At 71.4% G+C, this 21,350-nt stretch carries 18 protein-coding genes; 13 read left to right on the top strand and 5 right to left on the bottom strand.

What is annotated here, in order from left to right:
• Positions 1–145: 145 nt before the first annotated feature.
• Entirely contained in the window at positions 146–1,027 is an 882-nt protein-coding gene (locus tag Apa02nite_RS41330) for a DMT family transporter (protein ID WP_239164916.1), read from the bottom strand.
• Positions 1,028–1,456: 429 nt separating this feature from the next.
• The gene (locus Apa02nite_RS41325) at positions 1,457–2,062 is read right to left on the bottom strand and encodes a hypothetical protein (RefSeq protein ID WP_203829960.1); all 606 of its coding nucleotides are present in this window, start codon (positions 2,060–2,062) and stop codon (positions 1,457–1,459) included.
• Between the two features lie 356 nt (positions 2,063–2,418).
• Here Apa02nite_RS41325 and Apa02nite_RS41320 point away from each other — a divergent pair, with 356 nt between their 5' ends.
• Positions 2,419–3,048 (top strand): ribonuclease FAU-1 family protein, encoded by a 630-nt coding sequence (locus Apa02nite_RS41320; protein ID WP_203829934.1) that lies wholly within the window; start codon positions 2,419–2,421, stop codon positions 3,046–3,048.
• A gap of 97 nt (positions 3,049–3,145) precedes the next feature.
• Positions 3,146–3,907 carry an alpha/beta hydrolase gene (locus Apa02nite_RS41315; protein WP_203829933.1) on the top strand — a complete coding sequence of 254 codons (762 nt, stop codon included), beginning with the start codon at positions 3,146–3,148 and terminating at the stop codon, positions 3,905–3,907.
• A 24-nt stretch (positions 3,908–3,931) separates the two neighbouring features.
• On the opposite strand, the gene Apa02nite_RS41310 is transcribed toward Apa02nite_RS41315, so the two are convergent.
• Complete coding sequence (locus Apa02nite_RS41310; RefSeq protein WP_203829932.1) at positions 3,932–4,837, bottom strand: proteasome assembly chaperone family protein; 906 nt, start codon at positions 4,835–4,837, stop codon at positions 3,932–3,934.
• Between the two features lie 273 nt (positions 4,838–5,110).
• Here Apa02nite_RS41310 and Apa02nite_RS41305 point away from each other — a divergent pair, with 273 nt between their 5' ends.
• The 4 genes from Apa02nite_RS41305 (at position 5,111) to Apa02nite_RS41290 (ending at position 8,318) form a co-directional block, all read left to right on the top strand.
• On the top strand, positions 5,111–5,791 hold the full coding sequence (locus Apa02nite_RS41305; protein WP_239164915.1) for an EcsC family protein: 681 nt from the start codon (positions 5,111–5,113) through the stop codon (positions 5,789–5,791).
• Positions 5,792–5,876: 85 nt separating this feature from the next.
• Positions 5,877–6,467 carry a fibronectin type III domain-containing protein gene (locus Apa02nite_RS41300; RefSeq protein ID WP_203829931.1) on the top strand — a complete coding sequence of 197 codons (591 nt, stop codon included), beginning with the start codon at positions 5,877–5,879 and terminating at the stop codon, positions 6,465–6,467.
• Positions 6,468–6,483: 16 nt separating this feature from the next.
• Entirely contained in the window at positions 6,484–8,058 is a 1,575-nt protein-coding gene (locus Apa02nite_RS41295) for a Na+/H+ antiporter (RefSeq protein WP_203829930.1), read from the top strand.
• Complete coding sequence (locus tag Apa02nite_RS41290) at positions 8,055–8,318, top strand: UBP-type zinc finger domain-containing protein (RefSeq protein WP_203829929.1); 264 nt, start codon at positions 8,055–8,057, stop codon at positions 8,316–8,318. Before Apa02nite_RS41295 ends, Apa02nite_RS41290 begins: the two co-directional genes overlap by 4 nt.
• Before the next feature lie 4 nt (positions 8,319–8,322).
• Here the strand turns inward: Apa02nite_RS41290 and Apa02nite_RS41285 are convergent, their stop codons facing one another.
• Together Apa02nite_RS41285 and Apa02nite_RS41280 are read right to left on the bottom strand one after the other, a co-directional pair.
• On the bottom strand, positions 8,323–9,558 hold the full coding sequence (locus Apa02nite_RS41285; protein ID WP_486303510.1) for a glycosyltransferase family 4 protein: 1,236 nt from the start codon (positions 9,556–9,558) through the stop codon (positions 8,323–8,325).
• Complete coding sequence (locus Apa02nite_RS41280; protein WP_203829928.1) at positions 9,555–11,480, bottom strand: glycogen debranching enzyme N-terminal domain-containing protein; 1,926 nt, start codon at positions 11,478–11,480, stop codon at positions 9,555–9,557. The genes Apa02nite_RS41285 and Apa02nite_RS41280 overlap by 4 nt, the downstream gene beginning before the upstream one ends.
• Before the next feature lie 202 nt (positions 11,481–11,682).
• Between Apa02nite_RS41280 and glgX the strand changes: the two genes are divergently transcribed.
• The 7 genes from glgX to Apa02nite_RS41245 all read left to right on the top strand — a co-directional run bounded on the left by glgX (position 11,683) and on the right by Apa02nite_RS41245 (position 21,329).
• Positions 11,683–13,794 (top strand): glycogen debranching protein GlgX, encoded by a 2,112-nt coding sequence (gene glgX, locus Apa02nite_RS41275; protein WP_067692977.1) that lies wholly within the window; start codon positions 11,683–11,685, stop codon positions 13,792–13,794.
• Positions 13,794–16,106: a malto-oligosyltrehalose synthase gene (gene treY, locus Apa02nite_RS41270; protein ID WP_203829927.1), complete on the top strand. Its 2,313-nt coding sequence runs from the start codon at positions 13,794–13,796 to the stop codon at positions 16,104–16,106. Before glgX ends, treY begins: the two co-directional genes overlap by 1 nt.
• Positions 16,103–17,836, top strand: coding sequence for a malto-oligosyltrehalose trehalohydrolase (treZ, locus tag Apa02nite_RS41265; RefSeq protein ID WP_203829926.1), 1,734 nt, complete (start codon positions 16,103–16,105; stop codon positions 17,834–17,836). Before treY ends, treZ begins: the two co-directional genes overlap by 4 nt.
• A 69-nt stretch (positions 17,837–17,905) precedes the next feature.
• Positions 17,906–18,226: a membrane protein insertion efficiency factor YidD gene (gene yidD / locus Apa02nite_RS41260; protein ID WP_344574424.1), complete on the top strand. Its 321-nt coding sequence runs from the start codon at positions 17,906–17,908 to the stop codon at positions 18,224–18,226.
• Positions 18,227–18,273: 47 nt separating this feature from the next.
• Entirely contained in the window at positions 18,274–19,503 is a 1,230-nt protein-coding gene (locus Apa02nite_RS41255; RefSeq protein ID WP_203829925.1) for a transporter substrate-binding domain-containing protein, read from the top strand.
• Entirely contained in the window at positions 19,500–20,531 is a 1,032-nt protein-coding gene (locus Apa02nite_RS41250; protein WP_203829924.1) for a hypothetical protein, read from the top strand. Before Apa02nite_RS41255 ends, Apa02nite_RS41250 begins: the two co-directional genes overlap by 4 nt.
• Positions 20,532–20,606: 75 nt before the next feature.
• Complete coding sequence (locus tag Apa02nite_RS41245; RefSeq protein ID WP_067692994.1) at positions 20,607–21,329, top strand: PP2C family protein-serine/threonine phosphatase; 723 nt, start codon at positions 20,607–20,609, stop codon at positions 21,327–21,329.
• Positions 21,330–21,350 lie beyond the last annotated feature (21 nt).

The raw sequence follows: 21,350 nt of genomic DNA, 5'->3' as shown, positions 1-21,350 counted from the left end.
AGCGATGTCGGCTGTTGGCTGCATCGAGCGGGTTGAGGCGACCGTGAGCGCCAGCCGCCCGGCCTCGGCCGGCTGGTGGTGGCGGCTGCCTCAAGGCCGTCGAAGCGACCGTGAGCACCAGCCGAGGGGCCTGGGCGTGGCGCGGTCAGTCAGTCAGGGGTGCCGGTTGGAGGTCTTTGCTGGGCCGGTCGGTGTCCAGGTAGAGGGTGGTCACCGCGCCGAGCAGCAGCAGACCCCCGACGATCGTCGGCACGGTCAACGGCTCGCCGAGCAGCACGACCGCCAGTAGTGCGGCGGCGAGCGGTTCCAGCAGGGTCACGACCACGGCCACGCTGCCGGTGGTGTGCCGCAGCCCGGTGTAGAAGCATGCGTACGCCAGAGCCGTGGTGATCACGCCCAGGTAGGTCAGCAGCGCGAGGGTCTCGCCGCTCGGCGCGAACGTCACCCCCTGCGCCAGCGCGATCGGCGCCAGCGTGATCGCGCCGATCGTGCAGGACAGCGTGGTCAGGACGAGCGGCGGGACACCCTGGGTGGTGCGCCGGCTGAGTGCCGTCGCCCCGGCGTAGACGGTGCCGGACGCGACCGCGGCGAGCAGCCCCAGGGTCCCGGCGGAACCCGTGCCGGCGGCGGCCGAGATCAGCACCAGGCCGATGATCGCCGCCGCGGTGGCCCCGAGCTCGGCGTTGCCGGGCCGCTGCCGGGTGCGGATCGTCTCCCACGCGCTGAGCAGCACCGGAGCGAGCCCGAGACTGACCACCGTGGCGACGCTGACCCCGGTGAGGCGCACCGCGAGAAAATACAGGGCCTGGTACGCGGCGAGCCCGACCCCGCCCGCGATCACCGCCACCGGGGCGGACCGGAACGCCGCCCCGATCTGCCGCCGGGAACCCCGCCCGAGAATCAGCATGGCCCCGGCCGCGAACAGCAGCCGATAGAACCCGATCGCGACGGCGCCGAGCCCGGTACGCCGGGCGACGACCTGGACGACGACGCCCGCGGTGCCCCAGAGAACCCCGGCGACGGACAACTGCAGCAGGCTCAGCCGAGCACCGGCCGAGGAGCCTGAAAGCCACGAGGGGCGCGGGGAATGCGAGGGGCGCGAGGAATGCGTGGAATCCGAGGGGCGGGACGGGCGCGAGGGAAAGAACGAGAACACGATTGCTCCGCTGGTGTGAGTCGGTCTGGACCGGCAGCGGAACGCAGCCCAGAACAGCCGTCCGAGCTCAGCCCGGACGGCGCGGCACGCGCTCCACTCAGCGGCGCGGCGGCGACAGAACGCCGGAGAACTGACTCACACCACCCACCCTAACGACTCACCCCGGGCAGCGAGCCCGGGGTGAGCACGGCAGGAAGGTGGGACCCGGGCAGCGAGCCCGGGGTGAGAGCGGCAGAGGGTGGGACCCGGCCAGGCCGGGCGGCCGGCGTGGCCGGGAGTCGCAGGGTGCCGCGGGAACGGTCAGGCGGCGGTGGCGGACCACATGGCGGTGAAAGCGGCCGCCTCGCCGGCCAGCCAGCTCTCCACGTCGCCCGGCCGGGCGGCCGGGCTCAGGCGGTGGGTGACGCCGCGGCGCAGGTCGACGAGGACCGGCTCGGCGTCCGGGAGGATCTGCTCCATGTGGCGGGCCATCAGGTGGAGCATGGCGGTGAGCAGCTCCGGGTTCGGCGGCTCCTCGTCGAAGTGCAGCCGGACCGCCTCGCGGTGGCCGTCGGCGAAGCGCAGCCCGAAGTGCGGGTTGATCTTCACGGCGAGCGGGCCGACGCTGGCCAGGGCGTCGCGGGTCTGGATCAGGGCGATCTGCTCGGGGTCGCCGAGGGACGTGAGGTAGCTGCGGGCGCCGGCGCGCAGCGACTCGTACAGCGGCTTCCAGCGGTCTTTCACCAGGTCGACGACGCCGCCGAGATAGCTCCCGCCGGTGCGGAACGCGATGTCCGCCTTGAGCGCCTTGACCAGCTGGCTGTGCGGGTTGAAACCGGTGCGCCGCTCCCGCTGCTTGCGCAGCCCGCCGACGAACGTCGCCTTCGCGGGACCGGTGCGGGAGATGTACCGGGTGAAGCCGAGCATGGTGGCGTAGGGCGGGATGACGGGCACGGGGTTGGTCGAGATCGTGGACAGGGTGGACGTGGTCACGTCGGTCTCCTCACTCGCGCTGCACAGCCGGAATCACCCGAAGGATCAGCCGAAGATCAGCAGCTCAGGGCCCCTCGTTCGTACATACATACTAATCGAGGGGTACGACATTCCCAACCGCTCAACCGTCGCGTGGCATGTCCCGTCCAGTCGAACCTTGCGGTGTCCGGACCTACCCTGCGGCACTCGTTGCGGCGTGACGAGGGTCGACATATAGGACGGCCTTTCGCACCCCATGAACCCCGCTGGGACCAAGCCGCCGGACGACCACGATCGGCTAGGCTGCCGCGATGCCTTTCGAGCCGGGACAGGTCATCACTCGTCGATACCTACGCGGACCCTGGTGCACCTGGGCCCAGCCGATGCGCGTGATCAGTGATGACGAGTCAGGCCTGCTGCTCTGGCATCCTGAGGGCAGTGAATTCGCCCGGCTCATCGACGCCGACGGCAACACCCAGCATGAGATCACCGTCGACCGGATGCGCGATCCGAAGCTGACAGTCCACCTCTGGGAGGGCCGCGACATCCTGGTCCTCATGCCACCCGCGGCTGCCCATTCCGTGTGGTGGTTCTTCGAAAAGGGCCGGTTCACCGGCTGGTATGTCAACCTCGAAGCCCCCTGCGTCCGGCGGCCGGGCAGCGTGGACACCGGCGACCACGTCCTGGACATCGTCGTGACGCCGCAGCGGGAGTGGGAGTGGAAGGACGTCGACGAGTTCGACGAACGCATCGGTGACCCCAGCTACTTCGACGCCGACACGGCCGAGACGATCCGTGCTGAAGGCAACCGGCTCATCAAGCAGATCGAGGCCCGAGAGTTCCCCTTCGACGGCACCTACACCGACTTCCAGCCGAGCCCGGAATGGCCGGCCCTCCGGCTCACCGATAGTCCTCAGTTCCCACTGCACCGCCCGGCTTGACCAGCTAGTCCGAGGCCGCCGGTTGCCGGGGCAGGTGCGGCGCCGAGGGATGGGAAGAGTGGGCGACGGGGCGTCGTCCGTGGCAGAGAATGGCGGGGTGGCCCTGATCCGGTGTGATTTCGACTCCGAGGCGCTGGAACTGCGCACCTCGATGACCGTTCTGCTGCCCGACACCCGAGCCGGTGACCCGCCTCCGGTGCTCTACCTGCTGCACGGGCTGTCCGACGATCACAGCGCGTGGAGCCGGTTCACCTCGGTTGAGCGGTACGCCGCCGCGCAGGGGCTGGCCGTGGTCATGCCGCAGGTGCACCGCAGCTTCTACGCCAACGAAGCGTACGGAATGAGGTTCTGGGATTTTCTCTCCGCCGAGCTGCCGGCCACGGTCGGGCAGTTCTTCCGGGTCTCCGGGCGGCGCGAGGACACGTTCGTCGCCGGGTTGTCGATGGGCGGCTACGGCGCGATGAAGTGGGCGCTGCGCGAGCCGGAGCGGTTCGCGGCGGCGGCGACGCTGTCCGGTGCGCTCGACCTGGCGTACATCCAGGATCATGACCTGCGGCCGCACATGCGCGCCCTGGTGGCGCGGGTCTTCGGCGATCGCGTGGTGGCCGGCGGCGACGAGGACCTGATGCACCTGCTGCGCGAGGCCGACCCGGTACGCCTGCCCCGGCTGATGCTGCGCTGCGGCACCGAGGACCACCTGCTGGCGCAGAACCGGCGGTTCGCCGCCGCGTGCCGGACCAACGGGGTGGAGCTGGACGCGGCGTTCGGGCCGGGAGAGCACGCCTGGGACTACTGGGACGCGCAACTCCCGGCCGTCATCGACTTCCTGTTGAACCGGACGAAAACTCGAAAAGACTGAATTAACCGGAAAAAGCCGAAAAAACTAGTTCTCGTCCCGAGTCTGCTCGGCCAGGAATCGCTCCAGCTCCGCGCCGAGCTCCTCAGCGGTCGGCAGCGCCTGGTCGGAGTCGACGAGCAGGTTGTTCTGCCGGCCGCGCAGGAACGCGTCGTACTGCGCCTCCAGCGAGGTGACCAGCCGGGCCGCCTGCTCGTCGTCGGCGATCTGCTTGTCCACTTCCTCGCGGACCAGCTCGGCCGAGTCGCGCAGCTTGCCGGTCGGCAGGGCCAGCCCGGTCACCCCGGAGACCGAGTCGAGCAGCAGCTCGGCGGCGGCCGGATAGCCGGTCTGTGCCAGGTAGTGCGGCACGTGCGCGGCGTACCCGAGCGCGTCGTGCCCGTTCTGCCCGAGCCGGAACTCCAGCAGGTTGCCCACGCTGGCCGGCACCTGGACCCGCTGCAGCCAGGACTCGTGCTGACCGATCAGGCTGCGGTCGGTGGCGTGCGCGGTGAGGCTGACCGGCCGGGTGTGCGGCACGGCCATCGGTATCGCGTTCAGCCCGACCGTGACCGTGACGCCGAGCTTCTCGATCAGCCCGGTCACGGCCGCGATGAAGCGCTCCCACTGCAGGTCCGGCTCGGGGCCGGCGAGCAGCAGGAACGGGGTGCCCAGCTGGTCCTTGACCAGGTGCAGGGCGAGGACCGGGTCCTCGTAGCTCTCGAAGTGATCAGCCACGAAGATCATCGGAGGGCGGCGGGACCGGTAGTCGAGGAGCTGGTCCAGGTCGAAGGTCGCGACGACCTCGCTCTCCAGGTTCTCCAGGAGGTTCTCCCGGGAGAGCTGGATCGCGCTGCCCGCGTCGACGAACCCGGTGAGCGCCTGGATGAGCACCGGGCCGTCCAGGGCCGGCAGCTCGCCGGCCACGTCGTAGAGCCCGTGTGGGTCGAGCACGCTGCGGACCTCCTCGAAGATGATGCCCGCTGACGCGGGCTTTCCGCTGGGAACAGCGAGGCCGGGGAGTTCATTCCGGACCGCTGCGGGACCATGCCCGAATCATGGCGTACGAACACCGTCCGCCAGGCGTGCCGCAGTGGATCGTGCCGGATTTCCGACGCTGCCCGCGCTGTGACGGTGAACACGAAAAGTTCCCGGGTACGAGCAACCGACGTGCGCCCGGTCGCCACTATGGGGGTAGGTCGCCGCCTCGCCCCCCAGGAGTGATCGTTGAGCCAGCACCCGGTACCGGTCTCCCCGCCCACCGACGACACCTCCGTCCCACCCGGCACCCTCTGGTCCCGGATGAAGGCCGACCCGCAGTACGCGGCCGAGCACCTCGCCCTGGACGCCGTCCGCCGGCTCGGCCCGGAAGCGGCCGGCTGGGCCGCCCGGATCCGCGCCGACCGCCCCGGCATCACCCCGGACGAGCTGGCCGGCCTGGCCGTCAAGCACTTCACCACGCTGGCCCGCCTCTCCGGCGCGGTCTCCGGCGCGGCCGGCCTGCCCGGCGCGGTGCTCGACGTCGGGGTGCTGGCCTGGACCCAGGCCCGGATGGTGCTGCACATCGCCGCGGCGTACGACGCCGACCCGGCCGCACCGGAGCGCGCCACCGACCTGCTGGTCCTGCAGCGGGTGCACAAGGTGGCCGAGACCGCGCGGACCGCACTCGGGGTGGCGGCCGGCCGGGAACGCGCCAGCCGGATCTTCACCGGCTCGCAGGGCGGCCCGCTCGGCGGGACGCTGCTCAAGCTCAGCCTCAAGCTCGCCCAGATGGCCGGGGTGCGCGCGGCCCGCAAGATGTTCGCCAAACTCGTCCCGGGCGCCGGCGTGGTCCTCGGCACCTGGGTGAACTCGGCCGCCACCAAGGACCTGGCCCGCCGGGCCCGGGAGCACTTCGCGGCCCGGTGAGCGGCTCGGAGTGATCGGGTAGCAGCCGGGTGGCGGCCGGCCGGATGCGCTAAGTCCCCGGTGCGTCCGCCCGAACCTGAAGGACGTGCTGGGGATTCGGAAAGCCGCCGCCGTCATTCTGCCCATGATCGCCGGGCCGCTGCTGCTGGCGGCCTGTGCCTCGACACCGGCCCCGCAGGCCGCGCCGTCGCCGAGCGGCACGGACTGGCTGCTGATCGCCACCGGCAGCGTCACTCCGTCGCCCACGGTGACGTTCGCGCCGCGGGCCACCTCGGCCGCCGTCACGCTGTCGCCGACCACGTCGCCGTCGCCCACCCCGCGGCCGAGCGGCACCTCCTGCAACCCGGGCACGTACCTGGGTGGCGCGATCAACGGGATGACGGTCACCACGGGCAAGACCACTGCCGTGGTGAAGTGGTACAACCCGGGCGGCCGGACGCTGGTCCAGTACCGGATCATCGCGGTCAGTGAGGACCTGGTGACCGGCCCGCAGCCGGAGGTGCCCGGGTGGATCACGGTCACCCCGACCGGGTGCGGCTGGATGACCGCCACGGTGACCGGTCTCACCCCGGCGACGCCGTACGTTTTCTCGGTCGACGGGGTCTGGACCAGGGAAGGTCTGGACGGCACGTACGCGGCCACGGTGGCACGGTCGAGAGTCACCAGTACGGCCTGAACTAAGGTTTCCGGCCATGGAGAGCATCGTCGACACGGTCGTACTGGTGGCGATCGCGGTCGTCGGGGCGGCCCTCGCGCGCCGGCTGGGTTTCGTGGCGCCCCTGGTCCTGCTGGTGGCCGGGCTCGGGCTGTCGTACGTGCCGGGGTTCCCGGAAGCGCACCTGGAGCCGGAGCTGGTCCTGATCGGGATCCTGCCGCCGCTGCTCTACGTGGCCGCCCTGCAGACCTCGGTGCCCGCGTTCCGGCTCGCGCTGCGGCCGATCCTGCTGCTCGCGGTCGGGTTGGTGCTGCTCAGCGCGTTCGTGATCGGTTTCGCCGTCCATTGGCTGCTCCCGCAGGCGCCGCTGGCGGCCTGCATCGCCCTCGGCGCGATCGTCGCGCCGCCGGACGCGGTCTCGGCCACCGCGATCGCCCGCCGGGTCGGCCTGCCCCGCCGGGTGGTCACCATCCTGGAGGGCGAGAGCCTGCTCAACGACGCCACCGCGCTGGTGCTGGTGCGGGTGTCGGTGGGCGCGCTGTCCGGTATCGGGGTCGGGTTCTGGGACATCACCGGTCAGGTGGCCCTCAAGGCCGGCGGCGGCCTGGTGATCGGCATGGTCGCCGCGGTCGGCGCGGCCAAGCTGCACAAGTGGATCGAGGATTCGCTGCTGGACGACGCGGTGTCGCTGCTCACCCCGTTCGTCGTGGTGATCGTCGCGGAGGAGCTCGGCGCGTCCAGCGTGGTGGCCGTGGTGATCGCCGGGCTGTACCTCGGGCACCGGATCCCGTACCTGCTCTCGGCCACCTCCCGGCTGCAGATGGACGCGGTCTGGCGGCTCACCACGTTCCTCCTGGAGGGGGTGGTGTTCCTGCTGGTCGGCCTGCAGCTGCGGTCGGTGCTGCAGAGCATCGAGACCGACTGGGCCACCACGGCGCAGGTCACCTCACTGGTCTTCGGCGCGCTGGTGCTGCTCCGGTTCGTCTGGATGTACCCGGCCACGTACCTGGCCCGGCTGATCCCGCGGGTCCGCAACCGGGAGGCCCGCCCGCCGATCACCGTCCCGACCGTGATCGCCTGGGCCGGGATGCGCGGTGTGGTCACCCTGGCCGCCGCGCAGACCCTGCCCCCGCTCACCCAGAAGGACGTCCCGTACTACCCGCGGGAGCTGTTCATCTTCATCGCGTTCGCGGTCATCGTGCTCACCCTGCTGCTGCAGGGCACCACGCTGCCCGCCCTGGCCAAGGCGCTCGGGGTGCGCGAGGACACCAGCGCGCAGGACGCTCTGGCCGAGGCCGGAGTGCAGCACTCGGCCAGCCGGGCCGCGCTCGAGGCCCTCGAGGTGCACGCGGACGGCGCGCCCGCCTCGGTGGTCGACCGGCTGCGTGGTCTGGTGGAGAGCCGGTCCAACAACGCCTGGGAACGGCTCGGCAATCAGCGTGACGAAACACCCTCGGTGGCGTACGGGCGGCTCCGGCGCGAGATGATCAGAGCTGAACGGCACGTCTTCAAGATCGCCCGGAACGAGGGGCGGATCCCGGAGGAGGTGCTGGTCCGCGCCCAGCGCGAGCTCGACCTGGAAGAATCCCAGCTGCGACGGAGTGAAGAGTGAGCTGCCAGCATCTCAAGGAGTCCGGCGAGCCGGAACCGCAGAGCGCCTACGCCGGGGGCTGCCCGCAGTGCGTGGCCAGTGGTCACGAGGACTGGGTCCACCTGAGGCTCTGCCTCAGCTGCGGTCTGGTCGCCTGCTGCGACTCGTCGCCGCGCCAGCACATGTCCGCCCACCACGCGCAGAGTGGTCACCCGGTGATGCGGTCGTTCGAGCCGGGCGAGACCTGGCGCTGGTGCTACGAGGACGAACAGCTCGGCTGACGCGTCACACGCTCGCGGTGGCGATCAGCTGTTCCAGGGCGGCGGTCGTGACCACGGGCGGGCGGGCCCCGGCGTAGACCGCGCCGGTCTGCGCGGCGATCGCCGGCCAGTTGTAGTCGTCGCGGACCCGGAGCCGGGCCTGCCACGCCATGGCCCGGGTGTGCTCGCGGTCGGCCAGCACCCCGGCGACCGCGCCGGCCAGTGCCGCCGGATCACCCGGCGGGAAGCGCACCCCGGTCACCCCGTGCTCGACGATCTCGGCCAGGCCGCCGGTCGACGACACCGCGACCGGTGCGCCGGCCGCGGCCGCCTCCAGGGCCACCATCCCGAACGGCTCGTAGACGCTCGGCACCACGTAGCAGTCCGACGCGGCCATCAGGGCGGTCAGATCGTGGCCGGTCAGGAATCCGGCGAAGGTCACGGCAGGCCCGGCGAGACGTTCGAGCTCTTTCCGGTACGGTCCGTCGCCCGCGATCACCACCCGCAGCCGTGGGAAGCGTTCCCGCAGCTCGGGCACGGCGGCGAGCAGATGCTGCACACCCTTCTCGTAGACCAGCCGGCCGGCGAAGCTGACCAGTTGCGCGTCCGGCCCGGCGTACGTGGCGCGGGCCGCGGTGACCGCCCGCGGCCGGGCTCGCCAGCGCAGCGCGTCCACCCCGTTGCGGACCACCTCGGTGCGCTCCACCGGCACGCCGAACAGCCGGGTCACCTCGTCCCGCATGTACTCCGAGCAGACGATCACCCGGTCCGCCTCGGCGCACAGCCAGCGCTCGATCTCGTCGATGGTCCGGTTGTGCGCGTCCGGCAGCCAGCCCTGGTGCCGGCCGGACTCGGTGGCGTGGATCGTGGCGACCAGCGGGACGTCCAGGTGGTCGCGCAGGGTCACGGCGGTGTGCGCGACGAGCCAGTCGTGTGCGTGGATCACGTCGTACCGGGTGCGGTGCGCGGCGGCGGACCGGACCGCGTGCAGGGCGGCCCGGGTGAGCGCGTGGTTGAACGCGGTGGCCCAGGTCAGGAAGTCGCCGCCGGTCACCTCGACGGAGGGCGGGTCCTCGGCGGCGCGGATCACCCGGACGCCCTCGGCGTACTCCTCGGAGAGCGCGCCGGGCGCTTGCCGGGTCACCACTGTCACCTCGTGCCCGGCCGTCACCAGGGCGCCGGCCAGCGCGTGCACGTGCCGTCCGAGCCCGCCGACCAGCAGCGGCGGGTACTCCCAGGAGAGCATCAGGATCCGGCTCACGGCGTGTGCCTCGTTTCGACTCGGAGGGTTTCGGCGACCGCGAGGGCGTCGAACGGGCGGCCCAGGGCGCGGTGCGGCGCGTCGCCGTGCACCGCCTCGCCGATCGAGCCGACGCCGCACTCGGTCAGGTGGGCGGCGAGGCCGTCGAGCAGGCCGTCGACCGGGTGGCCGGTGGCCGCGCAGGCGTCCGCGTAGGCGCCGATCAGCCACGGCCGGACCAGGCCCTGTTCGGGGTGGGCGCCGTCGTAGCCGTATTCGTCCGGTGCGAGGGTGCGCAGCCCGAGCGGGGTGAGCAGGGCGTCGCCGGCGGCCCGGACCGCGGTGCCGGCGTTGCCGCGCATCGGCGCGTGCGGCAGGGACCAGCCGAAGAGCTGGTAGGGCCGCAGCGTCGGGTCGTCGTGCTGGGTGCCCGCGCCGAGCGGGTACGGCGCCGCCGGCCCCTCGACCACGTCGTGCAGCCACCCCTCGGGCGCCGGGAACCGCCGCAGGAACGACTCCCGCGCCCGGGCGTGCTTGCCCCGCGGCTCGCTGTCGTCCCGCCCGCCGTCCGCGAGCAGATCCGCGAGCGCGGCCAGCGCGTTCACCCACAGCGCGTTGATCTCCACCAGCTTCCCGCTGCTCTGGCTGGTCCTCAGGGGTCCCTCCGGCTGCCGGAGGCACCCCTGACAACCAGCCACTGCCTGGCCCTGACCGCCCGCCGGGTCCCGGTGGTGGCCGGCTGCCAGGGGTGCCTCGACGCCGTCGAGACACCCCTGGCAGCCGGCCGCGAGGGTGAGCAGGCCGTCGGCCGGGTCGAGGGTGAGCGGGGAGTCGCCGCTGAGGGACTGGCGGAGGAGGCGGCCGAGGGGGACGGCGAGGCGGCGGGCCAGGTCGCTGTCGCCGGTGCGGGTGACGTGCCGGTCGGCCGCGTGCACCAGCCAGAGCGGGGCGTCGAGCGTGCTGACCGGGCGCTCGGCCGCGGCGAGCAGCAGGTCCCGGCCCTCGTCGGCGCGGCCGGTGTCCAGCAAGAGCCCCTCGTAGGCGGCGAGCGACGCGGGCGCGCCGGACCACGGATAGCCGTCGGCCAGCGTCGGCCCGTCCGGTCCACGGATCACGAAGGTGTCCGCGGCCAAGGCGAGAGTCCCCGCGTACCCCTCGGCTTTGGCAGTGGTGACCAGGCGATGAGCCCGGTCGCGCGCGGCGGCCAGGACCACCCGCGGCGCCGGCGGCCGGTCGGCGAGGTCACCGGCCCACGCCGAGATCTCCAGGGTCTCGCCGGCGGCGGCCGACCGGTGGAACGAGCCGGCCAGCCAGAGGTCCTCGACCCGCGAGCCGGTACGCGCGCCCAGATGCCACTGCCCGGCGCCCTGCCAGCCCGGACCGGCCAGCCGGTACGCGCCCTCGACGATCACCCCGTCGGCGACCGGTTCGATCCGCAGCGCCGGTCCGTCGGCCCGCCGGGTGCCGGCCGCCTCGCGCCAGGTGCACATGGCGGCGGCGGTGAGGCCGACCGGGCCGGGCGCGCTGAGCACCCGGTGGACCACCGCGAGCGAGGGACGCAGCGCCAGCTCGCGTTCGATCACCACGTCGCCGATCCGCCAGCGCCAGCGCGGCAGCCCGTCGGCCATCGTGAACGTCTCCAGCAGGCGGTGCCCGGCCGGGTCGAGCGCCCCCGAGTCCCACGCATGGGTGTAGAGCGGCACTTTCGCGCCTGTGTGAAGCGTCACGGTGAGGTCGAGCGCGGCCAGGGCCACGTGCGGTGCCCGGCCGGGTCCGGCGACGGCCAGCAGCGCGTGTTCGGGACGGGTCCGCAGGCCGCTCACGGTGCCGGTGGCCCAGCCGCCGAGACCGTCGGTGACCAGCCATTCCCGGCCGGTTCCGGCGTCTTCGCCAGGGGTGCCGCAGAGCTGCGGCCCGAAGGTCAGGGGATCAATCCGCGGCACGTCGCCTCTATGCTCGAATTCGGAACACGCTAAAGCCCCTTAGGGGGATAAAATGCTCTTAACCGGACAGTCGGGCCGACGGTATCAGTCCCCTCCGCGAGAATGAACCATGACGCGGCCGGGCAGGATTAGACGTTCCTGCGGGTGGGCATCAACCGCGGGGCCGGTCGTGACTGACCGTGGGCCGAGGGGAGCGCAATACATGCAGGTCTGGCCTGGTCACCGGTACCCGTTGGGGGCGACCTACGACGGGACGGGCACCAACTTCGCGATCTTCTCCGAGGTGGCCGAGGCGGTGGAGCTGTGCCTCTTCGACGCCACCGGGAACGAGCGCAAGGTGTTGCTGCACGAGCAGGACGCGTTCGTCTGGCACGCGTACCTGCCCGGCGTGGAGCCGGGACAGCGTTACGGCTACCGGGTCTACGGGCCGTACGAGCCGCACCGCGGGCTGCGCTGCAACCCGCACAAGCTGCTGCTCGACCCGTACGCGCGCGCGATCGACTCGGACATCGTCTGGCACCCGTCGATGTACGCGTACGAGATGGGCAACCCGGACCAGATGTCGGACCTGGACTCGGCGCAGTACATGCCGAAGGCCGTGGTGGTGAACCCGTACTTCGACTGGGGCAACGACCGCCGGCCGGACATCCCGTACCACCACTCGGTGATCTACGAGACCCACGTCAAGGGTCTGACCCAGCGGCACCCGGACATCCCCCGGGACATGCGCGGGACGTATTCGGCGATCGGGCACCCGGCGACCATCGAGCACCTGAAGAGCCTCGGCGTGACCGCCGTCGAGCTGATGCCGGTGCACCAGTTCGTGCACGACAACCGGCTGGACGACCTGGGCCTGCGCAACTACTGGGGCTACAACACGCTGGGCTTCTTCGCGCCGTACCACGGGTACTCGTCGACCGGCACGCTCGGCCAGCAGACCCAGGAGTTCCGCGGCATGGTGAAGGCCCTGCACGCGGCCGGGATGGAGGTCATCCTGGACGTGGTCTACAACCACACCGCGGAGGGCAACCACCTCGGGCCGACGCTCTCGCTGAAGGGCATCGACAACCGGACGTACTACCGGCTGGTCGAGGATCAGCCGCAGTTCTACATGGACTACACCGGCACCGGGAACAGCCTGAACGTGCGCAGCCCGCAGAGCCTGCAGCTGATCATGGATTCGCTGCGCTACTGGGTGACCGAGATGCACGTCGACGGCTTCCGGTTCGACCTGGCGTCCACCCTGGCCCGGGAGTTCTACGACGTGGACCGGCTGTCCACGTTCTTCGAGGTGGTCCAGCAGGACCCGGTGGTCGGCCAGGTCAAGCTGATCGCCGAGCCGTGGGACGTCGGGCCGGGCGGCTATCAGGTCGGCAACTTCCCGCCGAACTGGACCGAGTGGAACGGCAAGTACCGGGACACGGTCCGCGACTTCTGGCGCGGTGAGCCGGCCACCCTGGCCGAGTTCGCCAGCCGGATCACCGGCTCCGCCGACCTCTACCAGGACGACGGCCGCAAGCCGTTCCACTCGATCAACTTCGTCACGGCGCACGACGGGTTCACACTCAACGACCTGGTCAGCTACAACGACAAGCACAACGAGGCGAACGGCGAGGAGAACCGGGACGGCGAGAGCCACAACCGGTCCTGGAACAGCGGCATCGAGGGTCCGACCGACGACCCCAAGGTGCTCGAGCTGCGCGCCAAGCAGCGCCGGAACTTCCTGGCCACGCTGATGCTCAGCCAGGGCGTGCCGATGATCTCGCACGGCGACGAGCTGGGCCGGACCCAGCAGGGCAACAACAACGCGTACTGCCAGGACGACGAGATCAGCTGGATCGACTGGGAGAACGCCGACGAGCAGCTGCTGGACTTCGCCCGCAAGCTGACCGCGTTCCGGCACCGCCACCAGGTGTTCCAGCGCCGCCGGTTCTTCACCGGCCTGCCGGTCACCGCGCGCGGCGGCGGCGACCCGCTGCCCGACCTGGAGTGGTTCACCCCGGACGGCCGGCAGATGGCCGGCGACGACTGGGGCAACGACTTCGGCCGGGCGGTCGCGCTGTTCGTCAACGGCGAGGGCATCCGGGAACGCGGCCAGTACGGCCAGCGCCACGTGGACAGCTCGTTCCTGCTCTTCTTCAACGCGCACGACGCGCCCATCGAGTTCGCCACGCCTCCCCCGGAGTACGGGGAGAAGTGGGAGAAGGTCATCGAAACCGCCGAGCCGTCCCCGGATCGCCCGTCGGTCGTGGAGGCCGGCCACAGGCTCTGGGTGCCGGACCGGTCCCTCATCGTGCTGGACAGGACGAACTGATGCCCCCATCCAACCACCCCGCCGCCGCCCTAAAAAGGAATGAGAACGCTCCTTCCAGCACCTACCGAGTGCAGGTCCGCCCCGACTTCCCGTTGAAGGCCACCGCCGAGCTCGCCGACTACCTGGCCGACCTCGGGGTCAGCCACCTCTACACCGCGCCGCTGCTGACCGCGACGCCCGGCTCGGAGCACGGCTACGACGCCGTCGACCACACCCAGGTCAGCCCGGACCTGGGCGGCGGCGAGGGGCTGCGCTCGCTGAGCACCGCGCTGAAGGCCGCCGGGCTGGGCCTGGTCGTGGACATCGTCCCGAACCACGCCGGCGTCGGCGTGCCGAAGGCCAACCCGACCTGGTGGGACGTGCTCAAGCGCGGCCAGGAGTCGGCCTACGCGGCGCACTACGACATCGACTGGTCGCGCGGGCGGCTGCTGCTGCCGGTGCTGGCCGACGAGCCCGACGCGCTCGACCACCTGAGTGTCGAGGGCGACGAGCTGGTCTACTACGACAAGCGGTACCCGATCGCCGAGGGGACCGGCGGCGGCACGCCCCGCGAGGTGCACGACCGGCAGCACTACGAGCTGGTCAACTGGACCCGGGGCGACAAGGAGCTGAACTACCGGCGGTTCTTCGCGATCGTCGAGCTGGCCGCGCTGCGCGTCGAGGACCCCGAGGTGTTCGCCGCCACGCACGCCGAGATCCTGCGCTGGGTCGACGAGGGCATGGTGGACGGCATCCGGGTGGACCACCCGGACGGGCTGCGCGACCCGGCCGGCTACTTCGAGCGGCTGCGCGCGGCGGCGCCGCAGACCTGGCTGGTGGTCGAGAAGATCCTCGAGCCGGGCGAGCAGCTGCCCCGCTGGCCGGTCGACGGCACCACCGGGTACGACGCGATGGCCGAGGTCAACGGCGTGTTCGTGGACCCCGGCACCGAGCCGTTCTTCGACACGCTCGATCACTACCTGACCGGGGCGACCACGTCGTACCAGGATCTGGTGCACCAGACCAAGCACACGGTCGCGACCACGCTGCTCGCGGCGGAGCTCGACCGGCTGGCCGCCCTCGCGCCGGAGATCGACGGTGCGGCGCGCGGCCTCGCCGAGCTGGCCGCCTGTTTCCCGGTCTACCGGTCCTACCTGCCGGCCGGTGTCCGGCACCTCGCCCAGGCGCGGTCCGAGGCCGGGCGTCGTCGTCCGCAACTGATCAGCGTGCTAGATCAGCTGACCAGTCGGCTGCGCAACCCGAAGGACGAGCTGGCCATCCGGTTCCAGCAGTTCACCGGCGCGGTGATGGCCAAGGGCGTGGAGGACACCGCGTTCTACCGCTGGACCCGGTTCGTGGCCCGCAACGAGGTGGGCAACGACCCGACCGATTTCGGCGTCACCCGGGACCGGTTCCACGAGGCCGCCGAGACCCGGCAGCAGGACTGGCCGGCCGCGATGACGTCGCTGAGCACCCACGACACGAAACGTTCCGAGGACGTCCGGGCCCGGCTCGCGGTGCTCTCCGAGGTGCCCGGCGACTGGACCGAGGTGGTCCGCCGCTGGACCCGGGTCGCTCCGCTCACCGACCCCGCGCTGGCCCATCTGATCTGGCAGGTCGCGGTGGGTGCGTGGCCGCTGTCCAAAGAGCGACTTCTTGCGTACGCCGTGAAAGCGGCCCGGGAGGCCGGCGCCGCGACGACCTGGCAACATCCCGACGAGAGCTTCGAGGCCGCCCTCCGCGAGATGGTCGACAAGATCTACGACGACCCCGCGCTGCACCGCGAGGTGTCCGATTTTGCCGCCTCGATCACGCCGCCCGGCTGGTCCAACTCGCTGAGTCAGAAGCTCGTGCAGCTGACCATGCCCGGCGTGCCGGACGTGTACCAGGGCACCGAGCTGTGGGACTACTCGCTCGTCGACCCGGACAACCGGCGGCCTGTCGACTTCGGCGCCCGCCGTGACCTGCTGGCCCGTCTGGACGACGGCTGGCAGCCGCCGGTGGACGAGACCGGCGCGGCGAAGCTGCTCGTGGTCAGCCGCACACTGCGCCTGCTGAAGCAGCGGCCCGAGCTGTTCACCGGCTACCGGCCGGTCTTCGCCGAGGGGGTCAACGGCGAGCACGTGCTCTCCTTCGACCGCGGCGGCGTGGTGGCGGTGGCCACCCGGCTGCCGGTGGGATTGTCACGCCACGGGGGATGGCGGGACACCCACCTGTCACTCGAAGGCCACAGTTGGACGGAAGTGTTCACGAATGCCAGCTACGGTGGCGATCGCCTGGCTGTCGCCGAGCTGCTACAGACCTATCCCGTCGCGCTTCTGGTGAAAGAATGACTACCTTCGAGGTATGGGCGCCGGAGAAGTCGCCCCAGCTGCGCCTGGACGACCAGGTGCACCAGATGGAGTCCACCGACGGCGGGTGGTGGCGACTCGACGTGCCGTCGGCCGGCCCGGGAACGGACTACTCCTACGTCCTGCCCGACTTCGCGACCCCGGTGCCCGACCCGCGTTCGGCCTGGCAGCCGCAGGGTGTGCACGGGCCCAGCCGGGTCTACGACCACAACGCGTTCGCCTGGACCGACCGGGCCTGGACCGGCCGGCAACTGCCCGGCGCGGTGCTCTACGAGCTGCACATCGGCACGTTCACGCCGGCCGGCACGTTCGACTCGGCGATCGAGCGGCTGGACCACCTGGTCGCCCTCGGTGTCGACCTGGTCGAGCTGCTGCCGGTCAACGCGTTCAACGGCCAGCACAACTGGGGCTACGACGGGGTCTGCTGGTTCGCGCCGCACGAGGCGTACGGAGGGCCGGACGGGCTGAAGCGGTTCGTCGACGCGGCACACGCCAAGGGGCTGGGCGTGGTGCTCGACGTGGTCTACAACCACTTCGGGCCGAGCGGGGCGTACGCGCCGATGTTCGCGCCGTACCTGAGCGCCGGCGCCAACACCTGGGGCAGCTCGCTGAACCTGGACGGGCCGGACTCCGGTGAGGTGCGCCGGTACATCGCCGACAGCGTGCTGATGTGGCTGCGCGACTACCACATCGACGGCCTGCGGCTGGACGCCGTGCACGCGCTGCACGACGAGGGCGCCGAACACCTGCTGGAGCAGCTCGCGGTCGAGGTGGAGTCGCTCTCCACCGCGCTGCGCCGGCCGCTCTCGCTGATCGCCGAGTCCGACCTGAACGACCCCAAGCTGATCACCCCGCGCGAGGCCGGCGGGTACGGCCTGCAGGCCCAGTGGGACGACGACGTGCACCACGCGCTGCACTCGCTGCTCACCGGGGAACGCCAGGGGTACTACGGGGACTTCGGGTCGCTCGACTGCCTGCGTACCGTGCTGGAGGGCGCGTTCTTCCACGCCGGCACGTGGTCGTCGTTCCGCGGCCGCCGGCACGGGCGCCCGGTCGACCGGCAGCGCACCGCAGGCCACCGGTTCGTGGCGTTCCTGCAGAACCACGACCAGATCGGCAACCGGGCGATCGGCGACCGGCTCACCGCCACGCTGTCGCCGGCGCTGCTCAAGGTCGGCGCGACCCTGCTGCTCACCTCGCCGTTCACGCCGATGCTGTTCATGGGCGAGGAGTGGGGGGCGAGCAGCCCCTGGCAGTTCTTCACCAGCCACCCCGAGCCGGAGCTGGCCGCGGCGGTGCAGAACGGCCGCCGGCGCGAGTTCTCCCGGCACGGCTGGGACGAGGCCGACGTGCCCGACCCGCAGGACCCGGCCACCTTCGAGCGGTCCAAGCTGGACTGGTCCGAGCTGGGCAAGCCGGGGCACGCGGACATGTTCACGCTGTACCAGCGACTGATCAAGCTGCGCCGCGAGGTGCCCGACCTGACCGATCCGTGGCTGTCCGAGGTCGAGGTGTGGCACGGCGACCAGTTCGTGGTGATCCGGCGCGGGCGGCACGCGGTGGCGGCGAACCTGGCGTCCACCGCGCAGACGGTCAGCCTGCGGGCGGTGCCGTCGGCGGTGCTGCTGGCGACGGCCGAGGGCGTGGTGCTGGAACGCGACCGGGTGGTGCTGCCGCCGGAGAGCGCCGTGGTGGTCCGCACCTCCCGCTGACGGGTTTCGGCTGGTGCTCAGGGGTGTCTCCGCGGCGCGGAGACACCCCTGGCGGCGCGCTGCGGCCTTGTGACGGACGGACCTCGCGCGAGACCACCACGGGGCGTGGCTTGTAGCCTGCGGACGGCCGCTCCGTATTCGTACCGAAAAGGGGTTGTGGTGGAAGGCGAGCCGCGAGTCGCGCAGCGGGTGGTGATCGGGGCGATCCGCGCGTATCGGAAGGTCTCGCCGCGGCTGCCGACCCGCTGCCGCTTCCAGCCGACGTGCAGCGCTTACGCCCTGACCGCCATCGACCGGTACGGCCTGCGCAAGGGGCTGCGGCTGGCCGCGGGACGGCTGATCCGATGTGGTCCGCGTGTCCCTTTCGGTACCGGGGACCCCGTTCCGTGACGTGATGGTGGCACCATGGCCCCGACCGCGAGAGTTGGGGGAGGGCCATGGGGGACAGTGCGGAGGATTCCGGGGAAGCCGAGGCTCCTGGTGGCGCCCCGCCGCGGGTGGGGCCGCTGCTGAGCGGTGCGCTGAGCGGTGCGCTGCGCGGTGACGTCCCGCCGCAGATCCGCCGGGTCTGGAAACTGCGCCGGCGGACCGTGGAGGACATCGCGGCCCGGGACATCGCGGTGCAGGAGGCCGTCGACGAGGGACGGATGCCGCAGCCCCTGCCGCTGGCACCGGCCTCGGAGACCGACGCGTCGCCGCAGCCGATGCCGGATCGGCCGGAGCGGTTCACCATGGCCGCGTTCCGGCTGGCGGCGCTCGGGCTGGCGCTGGTGCTGGCAGTCGGGCTGACCATGGTCCGGCTGCTGGTGGGCGGGCCGCCGTCGCTCGCCGAGCTGCGCGCGCAGTCCGGGGTGGACAGCTGGCCGGTGCTGACCGTCGGGGTCAAGGACGACCAGTACGGCACGGCCTACCACGACCCGGCGACGGATATCTGGTCCGGGTTCGACATCGACATCGCCTACATGATCGCCGAGGATCTCGGGTTCGGCCGTGACCGGGTGAAGTTCTACGGCATGGAGTCCGAGGACCGGGCCCGGATGCAGGCGACCGACGAGAACGGCGCGCGGGTCCCGGTCAAGATGGTGATCGCCAGCTACAGCATCACGCAGAAGCGCGAGGACATGGCCGGTGTGACGTTCTCCAAGGCCTACCTCTACACCGAGCAGTCGGTGATCACCCTGAAGGGCCACGATCCGATCTCCTCGCTCGAGGATCTGCGCGGTCAGAAGGTCTGCACGCTCTCCACCTCGACGAGCGAGGCCGCGCCCGCGACCTTCGGCGCCACGGTGTACCGGAAGAACCGGGTCCGGGAGTGCTTCGCGATGCTCGACAAGCGGGAGGTCGACGCGGTCAGCACCGACGCGGCGATCCTGGCCGGGTGGAAGGCGAAGTTCCCGGCCAAGTACGAGCACTGGGACCTGGGCCTGGACCCGACCGAGGCGTGGGGGGTCAACGTCGGGGAGAACCCGGCGCTGAAGAAGCTCGTCGACATCACGCTGTACCGGTCGTACAAGGACTCCCGCGACGACCGGTGGGAGCGGGCCTATCAAGACAACCTGCAGGTCGAGGTGGCGGCGAACAAGCGCACGCCGATCGCGGTCGCCGAGCAGCCGCGGATCGACCGGCCGGACGTGCGGGAACTCCCGTGGGAGGACCTGCTGCAGTGAGCGACATCTTCGTTCCCGGGCCGGTGATCGCGCCCCGGCGGCGGCGGTCGCAGCTGAACTGGCTGCTCACCGTGCTGCCCGCGTTCCCGCTGATGCTGCTGGTGCTGCGGCTCTGGTACCTCAGCCGCCAGGACCTGCCGACCATGCTGCTGCTGGTCCAGTACATCAACCCGCTCGGCATGGTCAGCGCCCTGTTCATCACGCTCAGCTGGGCCGTACCCGCGGTGATCCTGACCCTGCGGGTGCTCGGCGGCATCCTGCTGGTGAGCAAGCCGGAGGACGCCGGGCGCTCGCCGATCTCGATCGCCGCGCTGCGGATGCCGGACTGGGTGGTGCTGATCGCCATCATGATCGCCGCCTTCACCTGGCAGCTGCGGCTGCTGCCCACCCTGGAACTGATGATCGTCGCGGTGCTCGGCCTCACCGCGGTGCAGCGGCTGCGCGCCGAGCCCTGGCTGATGCGCTGGATCACCCTGGGCGTGCCGGTCCTCACCGGCGCGCTCGTCCTGATCTTCGTGTGGCCGGGGGTGGTCGCCGCGGTGCGCGGCGGCGACTACGGCACGGCCCTGATGCTCGCGGTCCCGCCGCTGCTCGGCCCGCTGTTCACCGGCCCGGTGCCGGCCCGCTGGGCGCGGCTGGTCACCCACTGGCCGGCGGTCGGCGCGGCCCTCGCGCTGCCGATCGTGATCGGCGTGACGTTCCTGCGCGCGCCGGTGCTGCCCAGCAGCGCGATCGAGGTCGGCCCGGCGGGCGAACCGGCCCGCGAGGTGATCCGCGGTCAGCTGATCGCGGTCGACGACACCTCGACGACCATGCTGCAGCCCGGCGGCGAGGTGATCTTCATCCCGAACGGCGAGGTGCAGTCCAAGACGCTCTGCCCCGAGCCGGTGAATCCGCCGGAGAGCGCGGTGGCGGTCCGCGGCTGGGCGGTGGAGGAATCAGTACTGGAATGGATCGCGCCGACACGGAAGGTGACTGAAATCGATCCCAGGTGCCTGGGGCGGCCCCGTGACCGGGCCGGAGAGTAGTTTCAGCAACGACATGTGCGACATGCCGCCTACCACGTGCAGACAGCCAGCCATCGACCTGGCAGGCTGCACGCCATGACCTTGCACCTGCGGTGGGCGGCCGTCACCGACCAAGGACACGTCCGGAGCAACAACGAGGACGGTCACTACGCCGGTGATCGGCTTCTCGTTGTCGCCGACGGCATGGGCGGCATGGCCGCCGGCGATCTGGCCAGCCGGATCACCGTGGAGTCCATGGAATCGCTCGACGCGCCGATCGACACCGAACATCAGATGGACGCGCTGCACAAAGGGCTGGAACTGGCCAACCGGCGGATCGCCGAGACGGTGGCCGCCGACCCCTCGCTGCAGGGTATGGGCACCACGCTGACGGCAGTGCTCTTCAACGGCGAGCGGGCGGCGATGGCCCACGTCGGCGACTCCCGGGCGTACCTGCTCCGCGACGGCCGGCTGAACCAGCTGACCAAGGACGACACGTACGTCCAGATGCTGGTCGACCAGGGCCTGATCAAGCCGGAGGAGGCGGCCGCGCACCCGCGGCGCGCCGTCGTCACCCGGGTGCTGCAGGGCGAGCCGGTCAGCCCGGCGTACGTCATCGTCGAGCCCCAGCCGGGCGACCGGTGGCTGCTCTGCAGCGACGGTCTCACCGGTGTGGTGACGGATGCGACCATCGAAGAAGAGATGCGTACCGTGCCCGACCCCAAGGCCTGCGCGGAGAGGCTCGTCGATCTCGCGTTGCGCGGTGGAGGCCCCGACAATGTCACGGTCGTCATCGCCGACGTGACCGACGGGGACTGAGCCGGTATTTTCATCCGGCCG

The sequence above is a fragment of the Actinoplanes palleronii genome (genome assembly GCF_016862315.1).
Classification (GTDB): Bacteria; Actinomycetota; Actinomycetes; order Mycobacteriales; family Micromonosporaceae; genus Actinoplanes; species Actinoplanes palleronii.
Note: the sequence above shows the minus strand (reverse complement) of the source record. Positions and strands in the feature narration are given on the sequence as shown.